The sequence below is a fragment of the Sulfitobacter faviae genome (genome assembly GCF_029870955.1).
Taxonomy (GTDB): domain Bacteria; phylum Pseudomonadota; class Alphaproteobacteria; order Rhodobacterales; family Rhodobacteraceae; genus Sulfitobacter; species Sulfitobacter faviae.
Genome location: NZ_PGFQ01000001.1, coordinates 2,253,655 through 2,273,798, shown reverse-complemented (window position 1 = coordinate 2,273,798; position 20,144 = coordinate 2,253,655). Strand labels below are relative to the sequence as shown.

General features: G+C 61.8%; 14 protein-coding genes, 1 tRNA gene and 5 pseudogenes. 7 read left to right on the top strand and 13 right to left on the bottom strand.

Annotated elements, in window-relative coordinates:
* Position 1: 1 nt before the first annotated feature.
* From CUR85_RS11750 to CUR85_RS11735, 4 genes and pseudogenes are all read right to left on the bottom strand, one after another.
* Positions 2-460: a (2Fe-2S)-binding protein gene (locus tag CUR85_RS11750; RefSeq protein WP_067267698.1), complete on the bottom strand. Its 459-nt coding sequence runs from the start codon at positions 458-460 to the stop codon at positions 2-4.
* Between the two features lie 125 nt (positions 461-585).
* Positions 586-1,572 carry a hypothetical protein gene (locus CUR85_RS11745; RefSeq protein WP_280322651.1) on the bottom strand — a complete coding sequence of 329 codons (987 nt, stop codon included), beginning with the start codon at positions 1,570-1,572 and terminating at the stop codon, positions 586-588.
* A 270-nt stretch (positions 1,573-1,842) separates the two neighbouring features.
* Positions 1,843-3,278: pseudogene (locus CUR85_RS11740) on the bottom strand (TolC family outer membrane protein).
* A gap of 121 nt (positions 3,279-3,399) precedes the next feature.
* The gene (locus CUR85_RS11735) at positions 3,400-4,053 is read right to left on the bottom strand and encodes a protein-L-isoaspartate O-methyltransferase family protein (RefSeq protein ID WP_067267693.1); all 654 of its coding nucleotides are present in this window, start codon (positions 4,051-4,053) and stop codon (positions 3,400-3,402) included.
* A gap of 143 nt (positions 4,054-4,196) precedes the next feature.
* On the opposite strand from CUR85_RS11735, the gene CUR85_RS11730 reads away from it, so the two are divergent.
* Together CUR85_RS11730 and CUR85_RS11725 are read left to right on the top strand one after the other, a co-directional pair.
* Positions 4,197-4,270, top strand: a tRNA-Cys gene (locus CUR85_RS11730).
* 188 nt (positions 4,271-4,458) lie between these two features.
* Positions 4,459-5,585, top strand: a pseudogene (locus CUR85_RS11725) (IS3 family transposase).
* A gap of 150 nt (positions 5,586-5,735) precedes the next feature.
* Here CUR85_RS11725 and CUR85_RS11720 read toward each other — a convergent pair.
* The 3 genes and pseudogenes from CUR85_RS11720 to CUR85_RS11710 form a co-directional block, all read right to left on the bottom strand.
* Positions 5,736-6,317 carry a tyrosine-type recombinase/integrase gene (locus CUR85_RS11720; protein ID WP_082852151.1) on the bottom strand — a complete coding sequence of 194 codons (582 nt, stop codon included), beginning with the start codon at positions 6,315-6,317 and terminating at the stop codon, positions 5,736-5,738.
* Positions 6,232-7,089 (bottom strand): annotated as a pseudogene (locus CUR85_RS11715) (IS3 family transposase); the annotation flags it as partial. The gene CUR85_RS11720 and the pseudogene CUR85_RS11715, both read right to left, overlap by 86 nt.
* Positions 7,090-7,117: 28 nt before the next feature.
* Positions 7,118-7,495 (bottom strand): annotated as a pseudogene (locus CUR85_RS11710) (IS3 family transposase); the annotation flags it as partial.
* A gap of 113 nt (positions 7,496-7,608) precedes the next feature.
* On the opposite strand from CUR85_RS11710, the gene istA reads away from it, so the two are divergent.
* The 4 genes from istA (at position 7,609) to CUR85_RS11690 (ending at position 11,771) form a co-directional block, all read left to right on the top strand.
* Positions 7,609-9,138 carry an IS21 family transposase gene (gene istA / locus CUR85_RS11705; protein ID WP_136720741.1) on the top strand — a complete coding sequence of 510 codons (1,530 nt, stop codon included), beginning with the start codon at positions 7,609-7,611 and terminating at the stop codon, positions 9,136-9,138.
* Positions 9,128-9,919, top strand: coding sequence for an IS21-like element helper ATPase IstB (istB, locus tag CUR85_RS11700; protein ID WP_067266994.1), 792 nt, complete (start codon positions 9,128-9,130; stop codon positions 9,917-9,919). Before istA ends, istB begins: the two co-directional genes overlap by 11 nt.
* A 164-nt stretch (positions 9,920-10,083) precedes the next feature.
* Complete coding sequence (locus tag CUR85_RS11695) at positions 10,084-11,475, top strand: amidohydrolase (RefSeq protein WP_280322650.1); 1,392 nt, start codon at positions 10,084-10,086, stop codon at positions 11,473-11,475.
* Entirely contained in the window at positions 11,373-11,771 is a 399-nt protein-coding gene (locus CUR85_RS11690) for an amidohydrolase family protein (RefSeq protein WP_280322649.1), read from the top strand. Before CUR85_RS11695 ends, CUR85_RS11690 begins: the two co-directional genes overlap by 103 nt.
* Here the strand turns inward: CUR85_RS11690 and CUR85_RS11685 are convergent.
* On the bottom strand, positions 11,750-13,450 hold the full coding sequence (locus tag CUR85_RS11685; protein ID WP_280322648.1) for an alkaline phosphatase family protein: 1,701 nt from the start codon (positions 13,448-13,450) through the stop codon (positions 11,750-11,752). The two genes, CUR85_RS11690 and CUR85_RS11685, sit on opposite strands and share 22 nt — an antisense overlap.
* A 197-nt stretch (positions 13,451-13,647) precedes the next feature.
* On the opposite strand from CUR85_RS11685, the gene CUR85_RS11680 reads away from it, so the two are divergent.
* Complete coding sequence (locus CUR85_RS11680; protein ID WP_067263816.1) at positions 13,648-14,670, top strand: NAD-dependent epimerase/dehydratase family protein; 1,023 nt, start codon at positions 13,648-13,650, stop codon at positions 14,668-14,670.
* 9 nt (positions 14,671-14,679) lie between these two features.
* Here the strand turns inward: CUR85_RS11680 and ptsP are convergent.
* The 5 genes and pseudogenes from ptsP to CUR85_RS11655 form a co-directional block, all read right to left on the bottom strand.
* Positions 14,680-16,922: pseudogene (gene ptsP, locus CUR85_RS11675) on the bottom strand (phosphoenolpyruvate--protein phosphotransferase).
* Positions 16,923-17,083: 161 nt separating this feature from the next.
* Positions 17,084-18,322, bottom strand: a complete 1,239-nt coding sequence (locus CUR85_RS11670; protein WP_136720516.1) for an aspartate kinase — start codon at positions 18,320-18,322, stop codon at positions 17,084-17,086.
* Positions 18,323-18,408: 86 nt separating this feature from the next.
* Entirely contained in the window at positions 18,409-19,053 is a 645-nt protein-coding gene (locus CUR85_RS11665; protein ID WP_067267817.1) for an SDR family oxidoreductase, read from the bottom strand.
* Positions 19,054-19,079: 26 nt separating this feature from the next.
* Complete coding sequence (locus CUR85_RS11660; RefSeq protein WP_067267815.1) at positions 19,080-19,547, bottom strand: DUF1178 family protein; 468 nt, start codon at positions 19,545-19,547, stop codon at positions 19,080-19,082.
* A 94-nt stretch (positions 19,548-19,641) separates the two neighbouring features.
* A complete protein-coding gene (locus CUR85_RS11655) occupies positions 19,642-20,109 on the bottom strand; it encodes an NUDIX hydrolase (RefSeq protein WP_067267814.1) in 468 nt (155 codons plus the stop codon).
* Between the last annotated feature and the right edge of the window lie 35 nt (positions 20,110-20,144).

Sequence of the window (20,144 nt, the reverse complement as noted above, 5' to 3'; positions counted from 1 at the left end):
GTCAGGCCCCCCGCAGCCGCGCGGCGGCGCTGTGAACGGCGGCACGGATGCGCGGATAGGTGCCGCAGCGGCAGAGGTTCCCGCTCATCGCGGCGTCGATCTGATCGTCGGTCGGCTCGGGGTTCAGCTCCAGAAAAGAGGCCGCCTGCATGATCTGCCCCGATTGGCAGTAACCGCATTGCGCGACCTGATGCTCCACCCATGCCGCCTGCACCACATGCAGCGCTTCGGGCGTGCCCAAGCCTTCGATGGTGGTGACATCGCCGTTCACATCCGCCGCCCGCAATTGGCAAGACCGCACGGCCAGCCCATCGACATGCACCGTGCAGGCACCGCATTGCGCAATGCCGCAGCCGTATTTTGGCCCGGTGATCCCCAGCTCGTCGCGCAAAACCCAGAGCAGCGGCATGTCGTCATCCACGTCCACCTCGTGGACCGTGCCGTTAACCGTCAATTCCATCGGTGATCCTTCCGCGCTGGTGCCCCCAATGTAGCCGGTAGCGCCTATCGCGCAAGACCACGCGCGGCGGGTCGCGCAGCGTCACCCTGGCGGGGCGGTCATGGCGGCGGGTGCCGCCGCTTCGCTTACTCGAGGTCTTGGGCCGTCAGCGCGCGGTGAATTTCGCGGCGGACCAATTTGCGCACATTGCGGGTGATCCGCTCGCCCAAAGCCCCCTGAAGCTCGGCGCGGACGATCTCGGTCACCATGTCGCGCAGTGCTTCCTCGTCGAGGAACTGATCCTCACCCGCGCTGCCCGCCTCCTGCGCGGGGGCGGCATAGTCGAATTCCGGCGCGGTGGCGGCAGGATCGGCCACACGCGGGCCACTGTCCGCAAAACGGCGCACCTGCTCTTCGAGCTGCGGTGTCGTGGGCTGCGGGCGGCTTGGGGCGGGCGTCTCAGCCTCTACCGTCGCCGTATCGGCAATCGGGGCCTCAGGCGCGTCAAGCTCCGCATCGTCTTTCCACTCCATCGCCGGAGGTTCGGTGCCGGAATAGTCATTATCGCCGGGCGCGTCCGGATCCCAGTCGTCAGAGATTTTGCCGATGGCCGTCTCGAGCGCCGCCAGCTTGTCGCTGCGGCTGGCCCCGGTCGCCTTGGCCACTGCGTCAGAGACGGCGCGAGCCCGGGCCTCATCCGCGGTCTCCGGCGCGGGTGTGCGATAGTCTTCGGCATGCAGATCGCTCGGATCGTCATGCAGCATATCATAGTCCAAGGGCGAGACCTTGGCCGGATCAACGGCAGCGGCCTTTGGGCGATCCTCGCCATCCGACGTGGCAACCCTGAGCGCAGGGGTCAGCACCAACCGGTCGCTCGAGGCCGCGGGAGCCTTCTCGGCAGGCGGGGTCGCGGGGTGACGGGCCGAGACGAATGGACGCTCTGCCTCATCGGCACTATCTTCCGCTTCGGTCTGCATGGCTTGGGTCAAGCTCAGCGGCTGCGGCGCGGCTTTGGATGCCTCACCGACGCCCTCGTCAGAAGCGGGACGCGCCGTGCCGCCCGAGGCTGTGCGCAGCGACAGGTGCGGAGTGAAATCCTCGGACGTGACGCTGTCCGATGTCGGCTCGTCCAATGCGGCCCCCGCATGCTTTTGAACGCGGCACCGGTGTCATCTGCAGAATCGGCAGCCTCCGGCTTGGAAACCGGCGTAGGGTTGGACGTTTGCAGGGGACGCTTGTCTTCGGACACCAATCGGCGAATCGACGACAGGACGTCTTCCACCTCCGCGTTTGTGACGGGTTCGGACATATTTCTCTACCACTCTTGCCTCGCGGATAGCTTAACCGCGTGGGAGGATTCTCACAATGGGGCGGTGCAAAATGCCAAACGACCGTGCAAAACGTCAGTCTTTTTGCAGCGCGCGCAGCACCCGATCCAGCGCTTGGCCCTCTTTCGAGTATTTAGCAGGGGCGTCCTTAACAAGGTTGTAATAGGCCCCCGCGTCATAGATCTGCACCGGCAGCTTCAGGTCCTGCGCGGTGAGACGGCCCGTGGCAGCCAGCACGGAATAGGCCGCCACATAGAGATTGGCACGGGCCGAAACGCGGGTCGATTCCGCATCCAGCAAGGATTGTTCGGCGTCCAGCACGTCCAATGTGGTACGCGCGCCGAGGGTCGCTTCCTCGCGGACGCCGCGGAAGGCAATACGCGCCGCGCGGATCTGGCGGTCGGAAGCCTCCAACTGCGCCCGTGCCGAGGCCAGCGCGGCATAGGCGTTGCCCACCTCCTGCTCAACATCTTGGCGCACCACATGCAGGTTCGCGCGCTGCGCGTCCCGCTGCGCCATCGCGCTGCGCACGGCCGAGGAAAGCGCCCCGCCCTGATAGATGGTCTGACCGACCTCCACCCCAACGCTGCCGCTGCGGGTATAGGCTTCGCTGTCGAAAGTCTCGTTCAGACCATATTGCCCGTTCAGCGTGATCCGCGGGCCCATGGCCGCCTCATTGGCTTCGACGCTGAGATCGGCTGCCGCCACCTGATGCTGTGCGGCGATGATCGACGGGTGAGTGCGCACAGCCAAAGCCTTGGCCGAGGCGAGGTTGCCGCCGACATTCGGCAGGCTCGGCGGTTGGCTAAGGTTGCCCGGGCATGGCCCACGGCATTGCGATACTCCTCGACCGCGCGCAGCAGCACGCCTTCGGCGCCCGCCAGCCCGCTGCGGGCATTGGCAAGCTGCGCTTCGGCCAAGGCCACATCGGTGCGGGTAACTTCGCCCACGTCGAAACGATCCCGCGCGGCGCGCAGCTCTTGGGTCAGCAGCCGCAGGTTGTTGTTGCGCAGCTCAACCGTTTCCGAGGCTTCGATCACGCCCATATAGGCCGCAACCGCGCGCAGCAGCACCTGCTGCTCTAGGTTGACCAAAGTCTGGCGGGTGGCCAGCACGGCCTCTTTCGCCGCCTCCACCCGATAGGCGCTCGCGCCGAAATCATAGAGCAGAAGCTCGCCAATCAGGCTGATCGACGCCTTCAGGCTTTCCGTCGACTGCGCTGGCAGAAGAGAGGAACTGCGCGTGGTGCCAAAGCTTTGCGTCAGCCCGGCGGCCCACCGCAACACGGGTTTCAGCGCCGATTTCGCCGCGGCCACATCCTCATCGGCGGCCCGCAAAAGCGCACGGTTTTGCTCCAGCAGACCGGAATGCTCATAGGCCCCCACCAGCGCATCGGCCAATGTCTCGGCGGCAGCCACACGCGGCAGGGCAGCGCCGCTGGCGAGGACAAGGCTCACCGGTACGGCGATGGCAAAACGTTTGAGGGATTTCGTGAAACTGTTCGCGCTCATGGCTCAATGCCCCTGAATGGCTTTTGTAGACCTTTGGACCGGCCCGTAGGCCGATCGGGGCGGGTGCCCCTCCCCTGAAAGCGAAGTGGCGCGCGGTATGACCGGCGCGCCACCCTGTCGCTTACAGCTGAAATTCTGCCTGACGTTCAAAGCCACGCAGCACCGGCGCACCGGCGTTGAATTCGGGCCGCCAAGACACCTGACCGCCGCGTTTATAGCCCAGGCGTACCTCGCCCAGACCCCGATCCATAAAGAGGCAAGCAATCCGCCCGCCCTCTTTCACCTGCTCCACCAGCGCTTCGGGCAGTTCACCCACCGCACCTTGGACGATGACCACATCATAGGGCCCATGCTGCGGCGCGCCTTCGGTCAGCGGGGCGACATGGACGATCACATTGTCCGCGCCCGCCTGCGCCAGCGCCTCTTGCGCCTCGGCGGCCATGGCTTCGTCTTCCTCAACGGCGACGACGGCCTCGGCCATATGGGCGATCACGGCGCTGGAATAGCCCATGGCGCAGCCGATATCGAGCACGAGTTCCTCATTGGTGATGTCGAGGTGGTCGAGCATTTTGGCCAATGTCCGCGGGTCGAGCAGCACCCGATCCTGCCCCAGATCGAGGTTTTCACCCAGATAGGCAGCCTCGCGCTGTGCCGCCGGCACGAAGTCTTCGCGCTGCACGGTCAGCATCGCGTCGATGATTGGAAACTTGGTCACATCCGAAGGACGAACCTGCGTATCTACCATGGTTACGCGGCGGGCGGCGAAATCACTCATCAGCTAAACTCATTCGTTCAGGGTGTCTGAAGAGTGATGTGCCACATTGCCGGGCCAGCGGCAACGCCCTGACCGCATTTTCGCGCGCATATGGGACTTGCGGCCCCCTTCGTGATCCGTTAGCAGTGCGCCAACCACCGGTCGGCGAGTTGGCGGAGTGGTTACGCAGCGGATTGCAAATCCGTGTACACCGGTTCGATTCCGGTACTCGCCTCCACCTTATTTTTATGGCAATTCTTCATTCTGCTCGCCGATCGAGACCTTGGAATTCTGTTGGTTTACAGTTCAGTTTACAAAGACACTGGCCAAGACCTCCAACGATCACCCCTATTTCACATGGAGTGCCCCCACTGAAGTGGTCCGCCAACTGGGATAGAATGATCCCGTCATGGAGAGGACCAGAGAATGGCTGGAAAGCGAGAAAAGTTCGAAGACATCGTCTTGAACCTGCGCCAGGTTGAGGTGCTGCAAGGCCAAGGCCTTTCGATCGGTGATGCGGTGCGCCAGGTCGGTATCACACAGCAGAGCTACTATCGGTGGCGCAGGCAGTATGGTGGCATGAGCCGTGATCAGCTGAAGCGGCTAAAGGAGCTCGAGGCGGAAAACCAGCGGCTTCGGCGCGCTGTCTCCGACCTGACCCTCGACAAAATGATCCTGAGCGAGGCGGCACAGGGAAACTTCTAAGCCCCTCGCGCCGACAAAAGTGCATCGACCACGTGCGGCAGACGCTTGGCGTATCCGAGCGCCGCGCCTGCCGCACGCTCGGACAGCATCGCTCCACCCAGCGGAAGGTGCCGCAGGGGCGGTCGGACGAAGCGCAGCCGACGGCAGATATCATCGAGCTGGCTCGCCAGTATGGCCGCTACGGATATCGCCCCATCACGGCGCTGCTGAACCAGGCTGGCTGGCAGGTGAACCGCAAGCGGGTCGAGCGCATATGGCGACGCGAGGGGCTGAAGGTCCCGCACAAGCAGAAGAAGCGCAGCCGTCTCTGGCTCAACGACGGGTCCTGCGTCCGTCTACGGCCGGAGCGGCCCAACCACGTCTGGTCCTACGACTTCGTCCAGGACCGCACGCATGACGGCCGCGCCTAACGCATCCTTAATATCATCGATGAGTTCACGAAGGAGGCGCTGATCATCCGCGTCGACAGGAAGCTCAATTCAACCGACGTGGTCGATGCTCTGACCGACCTGTTCATCCTGCGCGGGCCGCCCGAGTTCATTCGGTCTGACAATGGCCCCGAGTTTGTTGCGCTCAAGGTGCGGGAGTGGATCGAGGCAGTGGGGGCGAAGACAGCTTACATCGAGCCCGGCTCCCCTTGGGAGAACGGTTACTGCGAGAGCTTCGACGCCCGGTTCCGCAACGAGCTGCTCGACGGAGAGGTCTTCTACTCACTCCGCGAAGCTCAGATCCTCATCGAGCGATGGCGCCGTCACTACAATACAGTCCGACCTCACAGCGCCCTGGGCTACAGGCCACCGGCGCCGGAGAGCATCTCGGCCGTCGACCGGCGGCCTGAAATGCACTAACAATCAAATTGGACCACTCGTTTGGGGCAGCTCACACAAACGAAACCGCGCAGATTGCTCTACGCGGCTCATTTTCCACCGTTTTTTTTCAGTTCGTATGTACAACCCCTCGCGGGGCCAAGGCATACGTTTACCTTCGCAACGAAGACATCATTTCGGCTTTTCAGCTTTTTTCTCATGCTTGCGCTTAGCCTTCGCATCTTTGCGCTTAGCCTTGAGCAGTTTCTTGTGGACCTCGTCTGTGACTTCGGGAACCAACGCGGCATAGCGTTCGATCACGTTGGAAGCATGACGGAGGCCCCATCCCATGGTGACTGCAATCTCATTTAAAGAACACCCCGCTCGCAATAGCGCCGTAGCGGCAGTTCCCCGCATATCGTAGGGCCGTAGTTCATCGCGAATGCGGACCGGCAGCAAACCTTGCTCAACCTTTTCGTTATGCCTGATCTTGATATCCCGAATAATCTGGGAAGCACGCAAGGCCTTTAACGGTTCTCCTGTCAGCGAGGTGACCAGGAGCTCTTGATCTTGGGGGAGTGCATCAATTAGGCGCCCCAAGGCTTCGGTAACAGGAAGACTGACGGGATTATCCGTTTTCTGCCGCCTAAAGAATAGCCGGCGCCCCTTCGGTGTTTCCTGAACGTGTTTACGGCTTAAGTGGACCTGACGCGACTTTCCTTTCGAAAGCGACCGGGCTTTTCCAACCCAGTGCTGAGTGCCGCCTTCGCGGATTGTAGAAGCCGTTGATGTATTGGAAGATGGCCAGCTCTGCTTCTCTTCGCGTATGCCATGGTCTCCGCCAGATCAGCTCTGCCTTGATCGTCTTGAAGAAGGTCTCGACGGCAGAGTTGTCATAACAATTGCCCTTGCCGCTCATCGATACCATGAACCCATGGTGGCGCAGAAGCTTCTGGTAGTCGTGCGAACAATATTGCGACCCACGGTCGGTGTGATGGATGCAGCCCTTGGGCGGCTGCCGCAGCGCAACAGCCATTTTCAATGCCCGGATTGCCAGGTCGCGCTTCATCCGGTTGCTCACCGCCCAACCGATCACCCGGCGTGAATGCAGATCGAGGATAACCGCGAGATACAACCACCCTTCACGGGTCCACACATAGCTGATGTCACCTGCCCACTTCTGATTGGGTCCCTCCGCCTGGAAGTCACGGTTCAGCAGGTTGGGCGCAATGTTGAAGGCGTGATTACTATCCGTTGTCACCTTGTATCTCTTCGATCTCTCGACCCGTATGCCATTCTCACGCATCAATCTGCCAACCCGACGATGGCCGACATTCAAGCCCAGCTCTTTCAATTCTTCCGTCATCCTCGGTCGTCCATAGCTGCCCAAGCTTAGACGGGATTGCTCCTTGATGTGGGCCAGCACGACCATGTCAGTCCTCTGTCTTTGGCTGGCAGGGCGGTTGCGATAGGCGCGCAGGCCGCGTGAGCTGACACCCAGCACGTCACACATCCGCTTGGCGCAGAAGGCGTGACTGGACCTGTCGCGTTTTTGTGCCGCCCCACGTGCTCGTTTAGGCCACTTTCCTTTCGAAAGCGACCGGGCTTTTCCAACCCAGTGCTGAGTGCCGCCTTCGCGGATTGTAGAAGCCGTTGATGTATTGGAAGATGGCCAGCTCTGCTTCTCTTCGCGTATGCCATGGTCTCCGCCAGATCAGCTCTGCCTTGATCGTCTTGAAGAAGGTCTCGACGGCAGAGTTGTCATAACAATTGCCCTTGCCGCTCATCGATACCATGAACCCATGGTGGCGCAGAAGCTTCTGGTAGTCGTGCGAACAATATTGCGACCCACGATCGGTGTGATGGATGCAGCCCTTGGGCGGCTGCCGCAGCGCAACAGCCATTTTCAATGCCCGGATTGCCAGGTCGCGCTTCATCCGGTTGCTCACCGCTGTTGATTGTCACTGAGAACTGACCCGGTAGCCCCATAAATTGTCACTGAGAATTGACCCATGTGAACACACTTCCCCGACGGTTTTGGTTGGGGGGATTTGGAGTGATCGACATGGGATTTTTGAGTGTCATTCGACGCTGGGCATTGCGTGACAAGATGCCAATCAGGGAGATTGCCCGGCGGACGGGTTTGTCTCGGAACACGATAAAGAAGTATCTGCGTGAAGGTGCGGTGGAACCGCAGTTCAAGACGCCCAAGCGTCCAAGCAAGCTGGATCCCTATTCGGATCGGCTGTCAGCCTGGCTTTTAATCCAGACGCGGAAGTCACGCAAAGAGCGGCGGACAGTGAAGCAAATGCATGCTGATCTGGTGAAGCTGGGATATGATGGCTCCTATGAACGCGTAGCAGCTTTCGCCCGGGCATGGCGTGAAGATCGGCATCGAGCGGAACAGACGACGGGGCGCGGCACCTACGTGCCTTTGGTGTTCGCGCCCGGCGAAGCCTTCCAATTCGATTGGAGCGAGGACTGGGCCAACATTGGCGGTGAGCGCGCCAAACTTCAGGTCGCGCATATCAAACTGTCACACAGCCGCGCTTTCTTGGTGCGGGCCTACCCGCTGCAAACGCACGAGATGCTGTTTGACGCCCACTGGCATGCATTCCGCGTCTTCGGCGGCGTGCCTGGTCGCGGGATCTATGACAATATGAAGACCGCCGTTGATCGTGTGGGCAGAGGCAAGCAGCGGGACGTCAATGCACGCTTCAAGGCTATGGCCAGCCACTACGTGTTTGAGCCCGAGTTCTGCAATCCAGCCGCAGGTTGGGAGAAAGGCCAGGTTGAGAAGAACGTGCAGGATGCGCGCAACCGCATGTGGCAAGTCATGCCGGTCTTTGCCGATCTGGACGAGCTGAACCAATGGCTTGAAGATCGCTGTATCGCCCTTTGGGCAGAGACACCGCACAAGGCTTTGCCGGGGTCCATCGCTGACGTGTGGGAGGCCGAGAAGCCCACGCTGATGGCACTGCCGCCGGCATTCGATGGCTTTATCGAACACAGTAAGCGTGTGTCACCCACATGCCTGATCACGTTCGAACGCAATCGCTACAGCGTTCCCGCCAGCTTCGCGAACCGACGTGTCAGTTTGCATGTTTATCCCGAACGGCTGGTCGTGGTCGCTGAAGGGCAAACGGTTTGCGAGCATGCGCGGATCATCGAGCGATCTCATCGCAAGCCCGGCAAGGTCATCTATGAGTGGCGTCACTATCTCGCTGTCATCCAACGCAAACCAGGTGCCTTACGCAATGGTGCGCCGTTCACGGAGATGCCGGATGCCTTCCGGCAACTTCAGGATCACATGCTGCGTAAAGAAGGCGGTGACCGAGAGATGGTCGACATTCTGTCTCTGGTCCTTCAGCACAACGAAGATGACGTTTTGTGCGCAGTGGAGCTGGCACTTGAAGCGGGCGTCCCCACCAAGACGCACATCCTGAACCTGTTGCATCGATTGATCGACCGCAGACCGACAGATCACCCCGAGGTCGATCCGCCGGACGCACTGGCATTGCAGTCAACGCCAGAGGCCAACGTCGATCGCTATGACGGGTTGCGACAGACTAAGGAGAAGCGCCATGCGTCATGACCCAGCAGGAGCTTCTATCGTGATCATGCTACGCAGTCTCAAGCTGTACGGCATGGCAAATGCGATTGAAGACTTGGTCGCCCAGGGCGCGCCAGCGTTCGAAGCTGCCACACCAATGCTGTCACAGCTGCTCAAGGCTGAGATCGCCGAACGCGAGGTACGGTCTATCGCCTACCACACGAAAGTCGCCCGCTTCCCCGCATACAAGGATCTGACGGGCTTCGACTTTGCATCGAGTGAGGTCAACGAAGCGACAGTGCGGCAGCTACATCGATGCGAGTTTATCGAAGCGGCCGAAAATGTCGTTTTGATCGGCGGTCCCGGAACGGGCAAGAGCCACACGGCCACTGCAATTGGCGTCCAAGCGATTGAGCACCACAGGCGCAAGGTCCGCTTCTTCTCGACCGTAGAATTGGTCAATGCGTTGGAACAGGAGAAGGCGCTTGGAAAGGCAGGGAAACTGGCTGAGACGCTGACGAAGGTCGACTTGGTCATTTTGGACGAACTCGGCTACCTGCCGTTCAGTTCATCTGGCGGGGCGCTGCTCTTCCATCTGCTCAGTAAGCTCTATGAGCGCACCAGTGTGATCATCACCACCAACCTTAGCTTCTCAGAATGGGCGCAGGTCTTCGGGGATGCAAAGATGACCACCGCTCTCTTGGATCGGCTTACCCACCGCTGCCACATCCTCGAAACCGGAAACGACAGCTACCGCTTCAAGGTCAGTTCTGAGGCAGCAAAGAAAACTGCAAAGGAGGCCAAAACATTGACCGCATCATAGACCACGACGCATAACTGAGGGTGGGTCAAATCTCGGTGAAAATACCGGGTCAGTTCTCAGTGACAATCAACACCGACCTTCAGAAGTAACGCCAACCCGGCTCGATACACACATTGCGCCCCGGCCTTGGTCGGGGCGCGCATCGCAATAAGGACTTCAAGCCCATGTCGGCAGATATCGTCATCCATAACGGCGCGTTGGTCACCTTCGATCCGGACCAGCCTCATGCCAGCGCTCTGGCCATCACCGGCAACAAGATTGCGGCGGTCGGATCAGACGCTCAGATCATGGTGCTGATCGGCCCAACGACCAAGGTGATCGACGCGCAGGGCGGCACGGTGCTGCCCGGGTTCATCGACAGCCATGTGCATCTTTTTGGCGGATCGGTCGAACTGGAATATCTCAGCCTCTACGGCATCACCGGGCTGGAGGACATGCGCCAAGCCATCCTGCCCTATGCCGAGGCCAACCCCGAGGATAAGATGCTGTTCTGCGTCATGGCGGATTACGGCATTCTGGGCACCGGCAAGACCCTCACCCGCCATGATCTCGACGCCATCCTGCCCGACCGCCCGCTGGCGATGTTCGCCCCGGACCATCACACCGTCTGGGCCAATACCGCGGCATTAGAGGCGGCGGGGCTGTTGCAAGGCGGCACGGTCGATGCAGGCTCCGAGATCGTGATGGGGGATGACGGGCTTGCCAGCGGCGAATTGCTTGAGCCCGGCGCCTATAGTCCGATCCTGTCGCTCACCCGATATGGCGGCCGCGATATGCTGGGTCTCACCGCCGGGCGCGACCCCGAGCCGCCCGCCACACCGGCAGAACGTGAGATGGACAAGGATGTCATCGCACGCGGGCTGGCCCATTGCGCGGCGCAGGGCATCACCGGTCTGCATCTGATGGACGGCAACCGCTATCAACTCGAACTCCTGTCCGAGTTGGAGGCCGAGGGCCGCCTGCTCTGTCGCTGTCTTGTCCCCTTTCACCTCAAAGGCACGGACCCCGTTGCGCGGCTGGCCCGCGAAGCCCCTGCCCTGCGCGCCGATTTTCAAGGCGATAAGGTCCGCTGTAGCCACGTCAAAATGTTCATCGACGGGGTGATCGAAAGCGGCACCGCGCTGATGCTTCAGCCCTATCCGGGCAAAATGGGCAAAGACGGCAATTGCGGCGATGAGGTTTTCACCCAAGAGCATTTCGTCGCGGCCTGTGTCGAAGCGGATCGGCTAGGGTTTCAGATCGCTGTCCATGCCATCGGCGATGCCGCCGTGCGCCGCACCATCGACGCTTTCGAGGCTGCCCAAAAGGCAAATGGCAAACGGGACAGCCGCCACCGGATCGAGCATATCGAAGTGATCCACCCCGACGACATTCCCCGGCTTGCCGCCTTGGGCATCGTGGCCTCCCTCCAGCCCGGGCACGCCCCCGCGGCCATATCTTTCCGCCTTCTGGGGTGGGCAACTACATCCATCCCCAGCAGATCGAAGGCGCCTATGCATGGCAAACCATTCGGGAGACAGGGGCCAAGGTCATTTTTTCGACCGACTGGCCCGTGATCCCGGTGGATGTGATGGCCACGGTCAAAGCCGCCATCGCGCCGCTGGACCTTGGAGAGACGTGGCCAGATCAAGCGCAAAGCCTGCAAGACACCCTCGCCAGCTATACCCGCGACAACGCTTGGGCGGAGTTCGCCGAGGACAGGCGGGGGCGGCTGGCAGAGGGCATGGACGCTGACATCGCGGTTCTGAGCCATGATCTGACCCAATGCCCTGCCGAGGCGGTCACCGATGTGAATGCGATTGCGGTGGTCATGGACGGTCAGATCACGTTTCAGCGGGGCGCTGCAGGCTGACGTTTTAAGAGCAGCTTAAGTTCAGGCATGGCGGCGCGGGCGCGGCCGGCCTCACCCCCACCACCTTTCCCCGCCGCCGCCAAAACCTCGCGCAACTCATCCTCATTCCGGTAGCCGATTAGAATACCCGCCGTCGCCTCGCCCATCGTGGCATCGCTGGCTGCAATCTTGGCGTCGGTGATGGTGGTGCGCTGAGCGGTACGGCGCGTCCAGCGAAACAGCAGTTGCTCCAGCCGCGCGCGCTCAGGCGCGTGGGCGGGGTCGGCCCCCAGATCGACCAACTCATCGGGATCGCTTTCAAGATCGAACAGCATCGGGCCGAACCCTTCGGCAAAGACGTATTTCCACCGCCCGTCGAAGAGCATCGTCAGCTTGGCGTCCTTCACCTCGACCCCCAAGCGTTTGCGCACGTCGCGCTGCGCGTAGTCGTATTCCGAGACCACGAAATCGCGCAGCCCTTCGGCCTTGCCATGTAGCAGCGGCAAGAGGGATCGGCCTTCGATGATATGCGGCACGGCGGCGCCGCCGAAATAATCAAGGATGGTGGGCACCACGTCGATCGCCTCGACCAGTGCCGAGGATTTTGCGCCGCGGGTCGCATCGGCCTCGGGGCTAGGGTCGACGACGATCATCGGGATGCGCGCGGAGGGGTCGTGAAAAAGCTCTTTCTCCCCCATCCAGTGGTCGCCAAGGTAATCGCCGTGATCCGAGGTGAAGACAATCATCGTGTCATCCGCGACCCCCTCTTCGGTCAGGAACGCCATCAGCCGGCCGATCTGGTCGTCGAGCTGTTTGATCAGCCCCATATAGGCGGTCAGAACCCGGCTTCGGGTGGCATCATCGGCAAAGGCTTGAGAGACGCGCTCCTGCATGAATGCGCCATAGACGGGATGCGGGTCGCGCTTTTCCGCCGCGCTGCGCACCGGGTCCAGATGGCGCTCAGGCCCATAGAGATCATGGTAGGGCGCGGGGACGATATAGGGCCAATGCGGTTTGATATAGCTCAGGTGCAGGCACCACGGCTGATCGCCGGCCTCGCGGATGAAATCCATGGCGCGGCCCGTGATATAGGGTGTCTCACTATCTTCACCCGCCGCGCGGGCCGGTTTGTCGGCGTGGTCCAGAAACCAGCCGCTCAGGATATTGCCCTCTGCGTCCTCGGCGCTGTTGGCGACGGAATGCCAGGGGTTCTCATCCTGCCACCCGCGGTCCTTCATATGCGCGTCATAGGCGGAGTTGCGGGCGTAGGGCCCGCCGTCGGGGTGCAGGCCGTCGTCACGCTCATAGGGTTCGAACCCGCATTCCGAAATCAGCACGCCAATCTCGCTGTCGGGCGACAGGCCAAGGCGGCGCAGCCCTTCGATATCGGCGGCCATATGGGTCTTGCCGCAAAGCGCCGTGCGCACACCCAAGGGGCGCAGATGGTCGCCCAGCGTCATCTCCCCCACCTTCAGGGGGATGCCATTCCAAGTTGACCCATGCGAGCTGACATAGCGGCCCGTATAGAACGACATGCGCGAGGGGCCGCAAATCGGCGATTGCACATAGGCGCGGTCAAAAAGCACCCCGCGCGCGGCCAACGCATCGATATGCGGCGTGTGCAGATGCGGATGGCCGGTGCAGGAGAGGTAATCCCAGCGAAGCTGGTCGCACATGATGAAAAGAACGTTCTTGGGCATGGGCCGCTTTCCCTGTGATGGTCCTTCGCGCGCCCTGCCCGCGAAGCATTTCGTCGTGCCGCGACTTGATTTTGGCTCGCCTGCCAATGCTTTGCAGTTTCTTAGCCAAGTTTAACCAAATTTTTAGCATTCACGGCCCAACCTTTACCAGGACGATGGGAAAGGCAACTCAAGCCGCGCAAAGCGAGGATGCCAGAATGGACAGCACGCAAAGGATACTTGTCACCGGCACGGGCGGTTTCATCGGTTTTCACCTTGCCCGGCTGTTGCTGGCCGAAGGCGCGCGGGTGCAGGGCTATGATGGGATGACCGATTACTACGATGTCGCCCTGAAACAACGCCGCCACGCGATGCTGCTTCAGCATGAGCATTTCACCACCAAAGAAGCCCTGCTGGAAGACCGCGAGACCTTCGACGCGCTGGTCGATGACTTTGCCCCCGACATGATCGTGCACCTTGCCGCACAGGCGGGCGTGCGTCATAGCATCGACCACCCCCGCGCCTTTCTGGAGGCGAATATCACCGGCACCTTCAACGTGATGGAAGCCGCGCGGCGGTTGGAGGTGAAACACCTGCTCATGGCCTCCTCCTCGTCAATCTACGGGGCCAATACCGATATGCCTTTCGCCGAGGCCGGGGCCACCGACCGGCCCCTGTCGATCTACGCCGCCACGAAAAAGGCGAATGAGGGGATGGCCCATGCCTATGCGCATCTCTGGGGTCTGCCGACGACGATGTTTCGGTTTTTCACCGTCTACGGGCCTTGGGGTCGGCCCGACCTTGCCTTGAGTAAATTCGTCGACGCGATCCTCGATGGCCGCCCGATCGACATCTACAACCACGGCGAGATGTACCGCGATTTCACCTGCGTCGACGATCTGGTGCGCGCCATCCGGCTGCTGATGGATTGCGTCCCGCCGCAACCGGGCACGGCGCCACCGCCGCCGGACTGGGATTCGCTCTCCCCCGCGGCCCCCTACCGTGTGGTGAATATCGGCAATTCCGAAAAGGTGCGCCTGCTGGATTTCGTCGAGGCGATCGAAGCCGCGCTCGGCAAGCGGGCGGTCCGTAATTACATGGGGATGCAGATGGGTGACGCCCCCGCCACATGGGCCGATGCGGCCCTGCTACATAGGCTCACCGGCTACCGCCCACAGACCGGCATTCACGAAGGCATCGCGCGTTTCGTCGCTTGGTTTCGGGACTATCACGGCAGATAGCCGCAGCGCTCAATGCTGGTGCTGCTGGCGGACGTAGTCCATCACCGCGCCCCTGACCGACATCTCGCCCTGCTCTCGTGCGGCATGGATGACCGCGCGCACGTCGTCGAGATTGCAACGCCGCAGCAGGCTTTTGACCGGCCCGATGGAGGCCGGGCGCATCGACAGGGTCTTGAGCCCGATGGCCGCGAAACACAGCGCCTCGACCGGGCGGCCCGCATCCTCCCCGCAAAAAGACAGCGCAGTATCTGTTTCGGCGCAGCGTTCTACGATGCCCTCAAGGAAGGTCAGGAAAGAGACGTTCAGCGTGTCATAGCGCCGCCGCACACGCTCGTTCTCACGGTCGGCGGCGAAAAAGAACTGCTTGAGATCATTGCCCCGATCGACAGGAACTCGACCTCCTCAAAGAATTTCTTTGGGGCAAAGGCGAGGCTGGGGGTCTCTAGCATAGCGCCGACCTCCAGCTTTTCAGGCAGGACATGGCCCAGAATACGCTCTCGCTCCATCGCCTTGTCGACCTCGGCCCGTGCGGCGCGGAACTCCTCGAACTGGGCGATAAAGGGGAACATCACCGCCAGCGGGCGGCCCGCGGCGGCGCGGATCAGGGCCTGCAACTGCATCCGCATGACACCGGGCTTATCCAGCCCCACCCGGATCGCGCGCCAGCCGAGGGCCGGGTTCGGCTCATCATGGGGCTTCATATAGGGCAGCACCTTGTCCGACCCGATGTCGAGCGTACGAAAGACCACGCGGCGGCCATGGGCGGCATCGAGCACGCGGGCATAAAGCGCGGCAAGCTCGGTCCGGCGGGGCATCTGGTTGCGCACCAGAAACTGCAATTCGGTGCGGAAGAGCCCGACCCCTTCGGCCCCCGACCCTTCGAGCGAGGGCAGATCGGCCATCAGACCTGCGTTCATCTGTAGGCTGATGATCCGCCCGCATTTCGTCTCAGCCGGTTTGTCGCGGATCGAGGCATAGCGTTCCTGCGCCGCCGCCTGCATCGCGATCTTGTCGCGAAAGGCCGTGGCCACGGTATCGTCCGGGCGCAGATGCACCACGCCCTGCTCACCATCGACCATGATGTGATCACCGTTCAGCGCGTCATTGGTCACGCGGCTGGCATGGACGATCAGCGGAATCGCCAGTGCTCGCGCGACAACAGCGGCGTGCGAGCCGACCGAGCCGCCCTCCAGCACGATGCCGCGCAGCGACCGCCCGTAATCCAGCAGTTCCGCCGGGCCGATGTTGCGCGCCACGAGGATCGGATCGACCGGCATCTCGGCCCCGGTATCGCTGCCCTGCCCCGTCAAATTGCGCAGCAAGCGGTTCGACAGATCATCCAGATCCGACAACCGCTCGCGCAGGTAGGCATCATTGACCTGCCCCAGACGGGCGCGGGCCATAGATTGCTCTTTCTCGACCGCGGCCTCAGCACTCAGCCCGCTTTGAATATCCTCCACCATGCGCCGCATCCAGCCTTTGGAATTGGCGAACATGCGGTAGGCTTCGAGCACCTTCTGCTGCTCTTTGTCGGCGGTAAGGCTTAACAATTGGTCAACGCTGAGCCGCAATTGCTCAACCGCTTCGGTCAGCCGCTCCGTCTCGCGTTCAGGGTCATCGGCAATGGGGTTGGAGACCACCACCCGCGGCTCATGCAGCCAGACGTGCCCCTCGGCCACGCCTTCCTGCCCCACGGTGCCGCGCAGCAGCACCGGCTGGCTATGCCGGGCCGACATCGCAGCCCCCTCGCCGACAAAGGCGCCAAGCTCGGCCATTTCGGCCAGCACCATCGCGACAACCTCAAGCGCATAGACCTCATCGGCGGAGAACTCCCGCGCGACTTTCGACTGCACCACCAGAACACCCAGCGTCTCACCCAGACGTTGCACCGGCACCCCAAGGAAGGAGGAATAAATCTCCTCCCCCGTCTCGGGCATGAAGCGGAAACCGGCGGCTTGGGGCGCATCGGGCGTGTTAATGACCGTGCGCCTCTTGGCGACCCGACCGACCAGACCTTCGCCCAGTTTCATGCGCGTTTCGTGCACCGCCGCTTCGTTCAGCCCTTCGGTGGCACAAAGCTCAAGCGTGTCTTCGTCGCGGAACAGATAGATCGAGCAGACTTCGCAGCCCATGGAATTGGCGATCAACTGGGTGATCTTGTCCAGCCGCGCTTGGCCCGCCACATCGCTGGCCATCGCATCACGCAGCCGCCCCAGCAGCTTGCGGCTTTCTGTCTCAACCCGTTCGGCCATATGATCCGGTCCCTGTCCCTCTGGAGCAGGGTTTAGCGCACTCGCGCAAGGATAGAAATGCTATTCGCGCCATACCCTACATCCTCAGCCAGCATATCGGCGGGATGCTGCAGATTTACGCAAGGGGTCACCTTGCGTAAAACCCGTGTCATCGCAGGTGTTTAGGCCGCTTTATCAAGCTCGAAAGCGTCGTGCAGGGCTTGCACGGCCAATTCCATATACTTGCGGTCGATCAACACGCTGATCTTGATCTCAGAAGTGGTGATCACCTTGATGTTGATCCCCTCGTCCGAGAGCACCTTGAACATCTTGGCGGCCACGCCGGTATGGCTGCGCATGCCGATCCCCACCACGGAAACCTTGGCCACGGCCTTGTCGGCGATCAACTCCTGATAGTTGATGATCCCCTCTTCATGGGCCTTTTCCATCGCCTTTTCAGCGCGGATCACCTGATCGACGGGGCAGGACCACGTCATATCGGTGCGCCCCTCTTCGGAAATGTTCTGAACGATCATATCGACGTTCACGCCGCCCTCGCTGAGCGCGGTAAAGATCGTCGCGGCGATGCCGGGGCGGTCCGCCACGGACACCAAGGTCATCTTTGCCTCATCACGGGAAAACGCGACCCCGGCCACCACATTGCTTTCCATGATTTCCTCCTCATCGCAGACGAGCGTCCCGGCGTCGTCAGATTGTTCTTCGAAACTGCTCAGCACCCGCAGTTTAACCTTGTAGCGCATCGCCAGTTCGACCGAACGGGTCTGCAAAACCTTCGCCCCGAGAGAGGCCAGTTCCAGCATCTCTTCAAAGGAAATCTTGTCAAGTTTGCGGGCCTTGGATTCGACCCGCGGGTCGGTGGTGTAGACACCATCGACGTCGGTATAGATATCGCAGCGCTCCGCGCCAAAGGCGGCGGCAAAGGCGACGGCGGTTGTATCAGACCCGCCCCGGCCCAGCGTGGTGATCCGGCCCTGCGGGCTGATGCCCTGAAAACCTGCGACCACGGCCACCTTCATGCCTTCGCCGAACTTGGCGTTGATGTTGTCGGTGGGGATCTCTTCGATCCGCGCGGCGGAATGGGCATCGGTGGTGCGCACCGGCACCTGCCAGCCCTGCCACGAGCGTGCGGGCACGTCCATTTCCTGCAAAGTCAGCGCCATCAGGCCAGCGGTGACATTCTCCCCGCTCGACACGATGGCGTCATATTCGCGCGCATCATAGAGCGGCGAGGTCTCATTGACGAAGCCCACCAGCTTGTTCGTCTCGCCCGACATGGCGGATACGATGACGATCACGTCATAGCCCTTGGCCACCTCGACGCCGACGCGCTTTGCCGCGCGGCGGATACGGTCCAAAGTGGCAACCGAAGTCCCACCAAATTTCATAACCAGAACAGGCATATTGTCCCCGCGCAACAGTCCAGCGCGGTCTAAGCCCACGGCACGGCAAGGGCAAGCCTATTTAACATGACGTTATGTAGCGCCGCCTAGAACGGATGCGCGCGGCCATCCCATGTTTCGAAACAACCCGTTTGGGCGAGGTCCAGAGCGGCGATCCGCCCGGCGAGCCCCTGTGCGGAGTCCTCAACGCTGATCTCGCCCTGATCGCCACCCATATCGGTGCGCACCCAGCCGGGGTGGTAAATGCCCACCGAGATGCCCTCGGGCTTTAGATCCACCGCCAGATTGCGCCCCAGATTGATCGCCGCCGCTTTGGAGGCGCGGTAGATATAGCTGCCCCCCGGCGCCCGCGTCTGCGACCCCATCTGCGAGGCAATGATCGCGATTTTCGCCCCCTGCGCCGCCCGCAGGTTGGGCAGCAGGGATTGCACGGTGAGGAAAACCCCGGTCACATTGGTCGCAAAGCTCTGCGCCCAGAGGTCGGGGCCAAAGCCGGTATCCAAGCCATCGCCCTTGTCGAGATACACACCCGCATTGCAGATCAGCAGGTCCAGCGGACGGTCTTGCAGGCTTGCGGCGAAGGACGCGTGGCTTGCCGGGTCGGTCACGTCCAGCACGGCCTGCGCGCCTGCGCCGCGTGCGGTGCCGATCACCTCTTCGCCCGCGTCTTTATACTGGCGGGCCAGCGCCGCGCCGATGCCGCGGCTGGCGCCGGTGATAACGATGGTCATGGGCGATCCTTTATGAAAACGGGCCTTTAGGAAAGTTGGCGTTTGGGTTTGAACGGGAGCGGCATCAGGGGCACACCCTCCGCCACCAAGGCCCGCGCCTGATCCAAGCGCGCCTCGCCATAGATCGGGCGCTCGGGGCTGCGCCCTGCGTGCATGTCCCGCGCCTCGCGCACGAAATTCTTGCCGACGTAATCGGAGGTGGATTCGACCTTTTTGCGCAGGGCGCTCAGCGCCTTTTCCACATCACTTGCCGGATTGGACAGGGCCGGAGCCGGTGTCTCGGCGGGTTGCGGTTCTTCTGCCGCTTCCGGCGCAGCCGGAGCGCTGCCGCCCGAGGTGACCCGCGGGGCCATCAGCGATTTGCTCACCTCCGTCGACCCGCAGACCGCGCAGCTCAGATGGCCCGCACGGGCGAGGCTGTCAAAGGCTGCCGCGGATTGGAACCAACTTTCGAAACCATGCCCGGCTTCGCATTTCAGTGCATAACGGATCATTCGCCCGGTCCTCAAACTCTCTGCTTTAAATGGGCTGCAGCGCGAAAGAGGTCAAGACAAGCGCGGGCGCGGCGCGCATCGAAACGCCGCGCGGTCAGCCTGCCAAACCACCGCTGCGCGGATCGAAATCTCGGATCAGCCGCGCCAGATCGGGGGCCTCCACCAGCCGGGCGGCCTTGCGGCGCGAACACCACATCCGCTTGCGCTGTCCCTTCTCGGGGAAGTGTTTGGCCAGCGCCTTGACCTTCACCGGGTAGAGCATCGCCAGACAGGGCAAGGTCCCATCCGCGCCGGTTTTGGCATAGCTATAAACGCCCAGACATTGCCCCCGCGCCTGCCCCACAACGCCGCCTTCCTCCCAAGCCTCGACCAAGGCCGAGGCGGCGGGGGTCTTGCCCTCCATCGGCCAGCCCTTGGGAATGATCCAACGTTTGCTCCCGCGCGAAGTGATCAGCAGGATCTGCAACTTGCCCCGTTTACGACGCCAGCAAAGCGCCGCGAATTGAATGCGCAGCTCATCCTTCTGTCCGCCGTTCAAGGATATCGGAGCCTGTTTCACCATCCGTTGCAGCCGCGCCCCTTGGCAGGTTGTTTCCC

Coding starts and splice junctions, on each gene's coding strand:
- CUR85_RS11750 (WP_067267698.1), bottom strand. CDS start 460: ATGGAATTGACGGTTAACGGCACGGTCCACGAGGTGGACGTGGATGAC.
- CUR85_RS11735 (WP_067267693.1), bottom strand. CDS start 4,053: ATGAGTGATTTCGCCGCCCGCCGCGTAACCATGGTAGATACGCAGGTT.
- istA (WP_136720741.1), top strand. CDS start 7,609: ATGGGATTTTTGAGTGTCATTCGACGCTGGGCATTGCGTGACAAGATG.
- istB (WP_067266994.1), top strand. CDS start 9,128: ATGCGTCATGACCCAGCAGGAGCTTCTATCGTGATCATGCTACGCAGT.
- CUR85_RS11695 (WP_280322650.1), top strand. CDS start 10,084: ATGTCGGCAGATATCGTCATCCATAACGGCGCGTTGGTCACCTTCGAT.
- CUR85_RS11685 (WP_280322648.1), bottom strand. CDS start 13,450: ATGCCCAAGAACGTTCTTTTCATCATGTGCGACCAGCTTCGCTGGGAT.
- CUR85_RS11680 (WP_067263816.1), top strand. CDS start 13,648: ATGGACAGCACGCAAAGGATACTTGTCACCGGCACGGGCGGTTTCATC.
- CUR85_RS11670 (WP_136720516.1), bottom strand. CDS start 18,322: ATGCCTGTTCTGGTTATGAAATTTGGTGGGACTTCGGTTGCCACTTTG.
- CUR85_RS11665 (WP_067267817.1), bottom strand. CDS start 19,053: ATGACCATCGTTATCACCGGCGCCAGCCGCGGCATCGGCGCGGCGCTG.
- CUR85_RS11660 (WP_067267815.1), bottom strand. CDS start 19,547: ATGATCCGTTATGCACTGAAATGCGAAGCCGGGCATGGTTTCGAAAGT.
- CUR85_RS11655 (WP_067267814.1), bottom strand. CDS start 20,109: ATGGTGAAACAGGCTCCGATATCCTTGAACGGCGGACAGAAGGATGAG.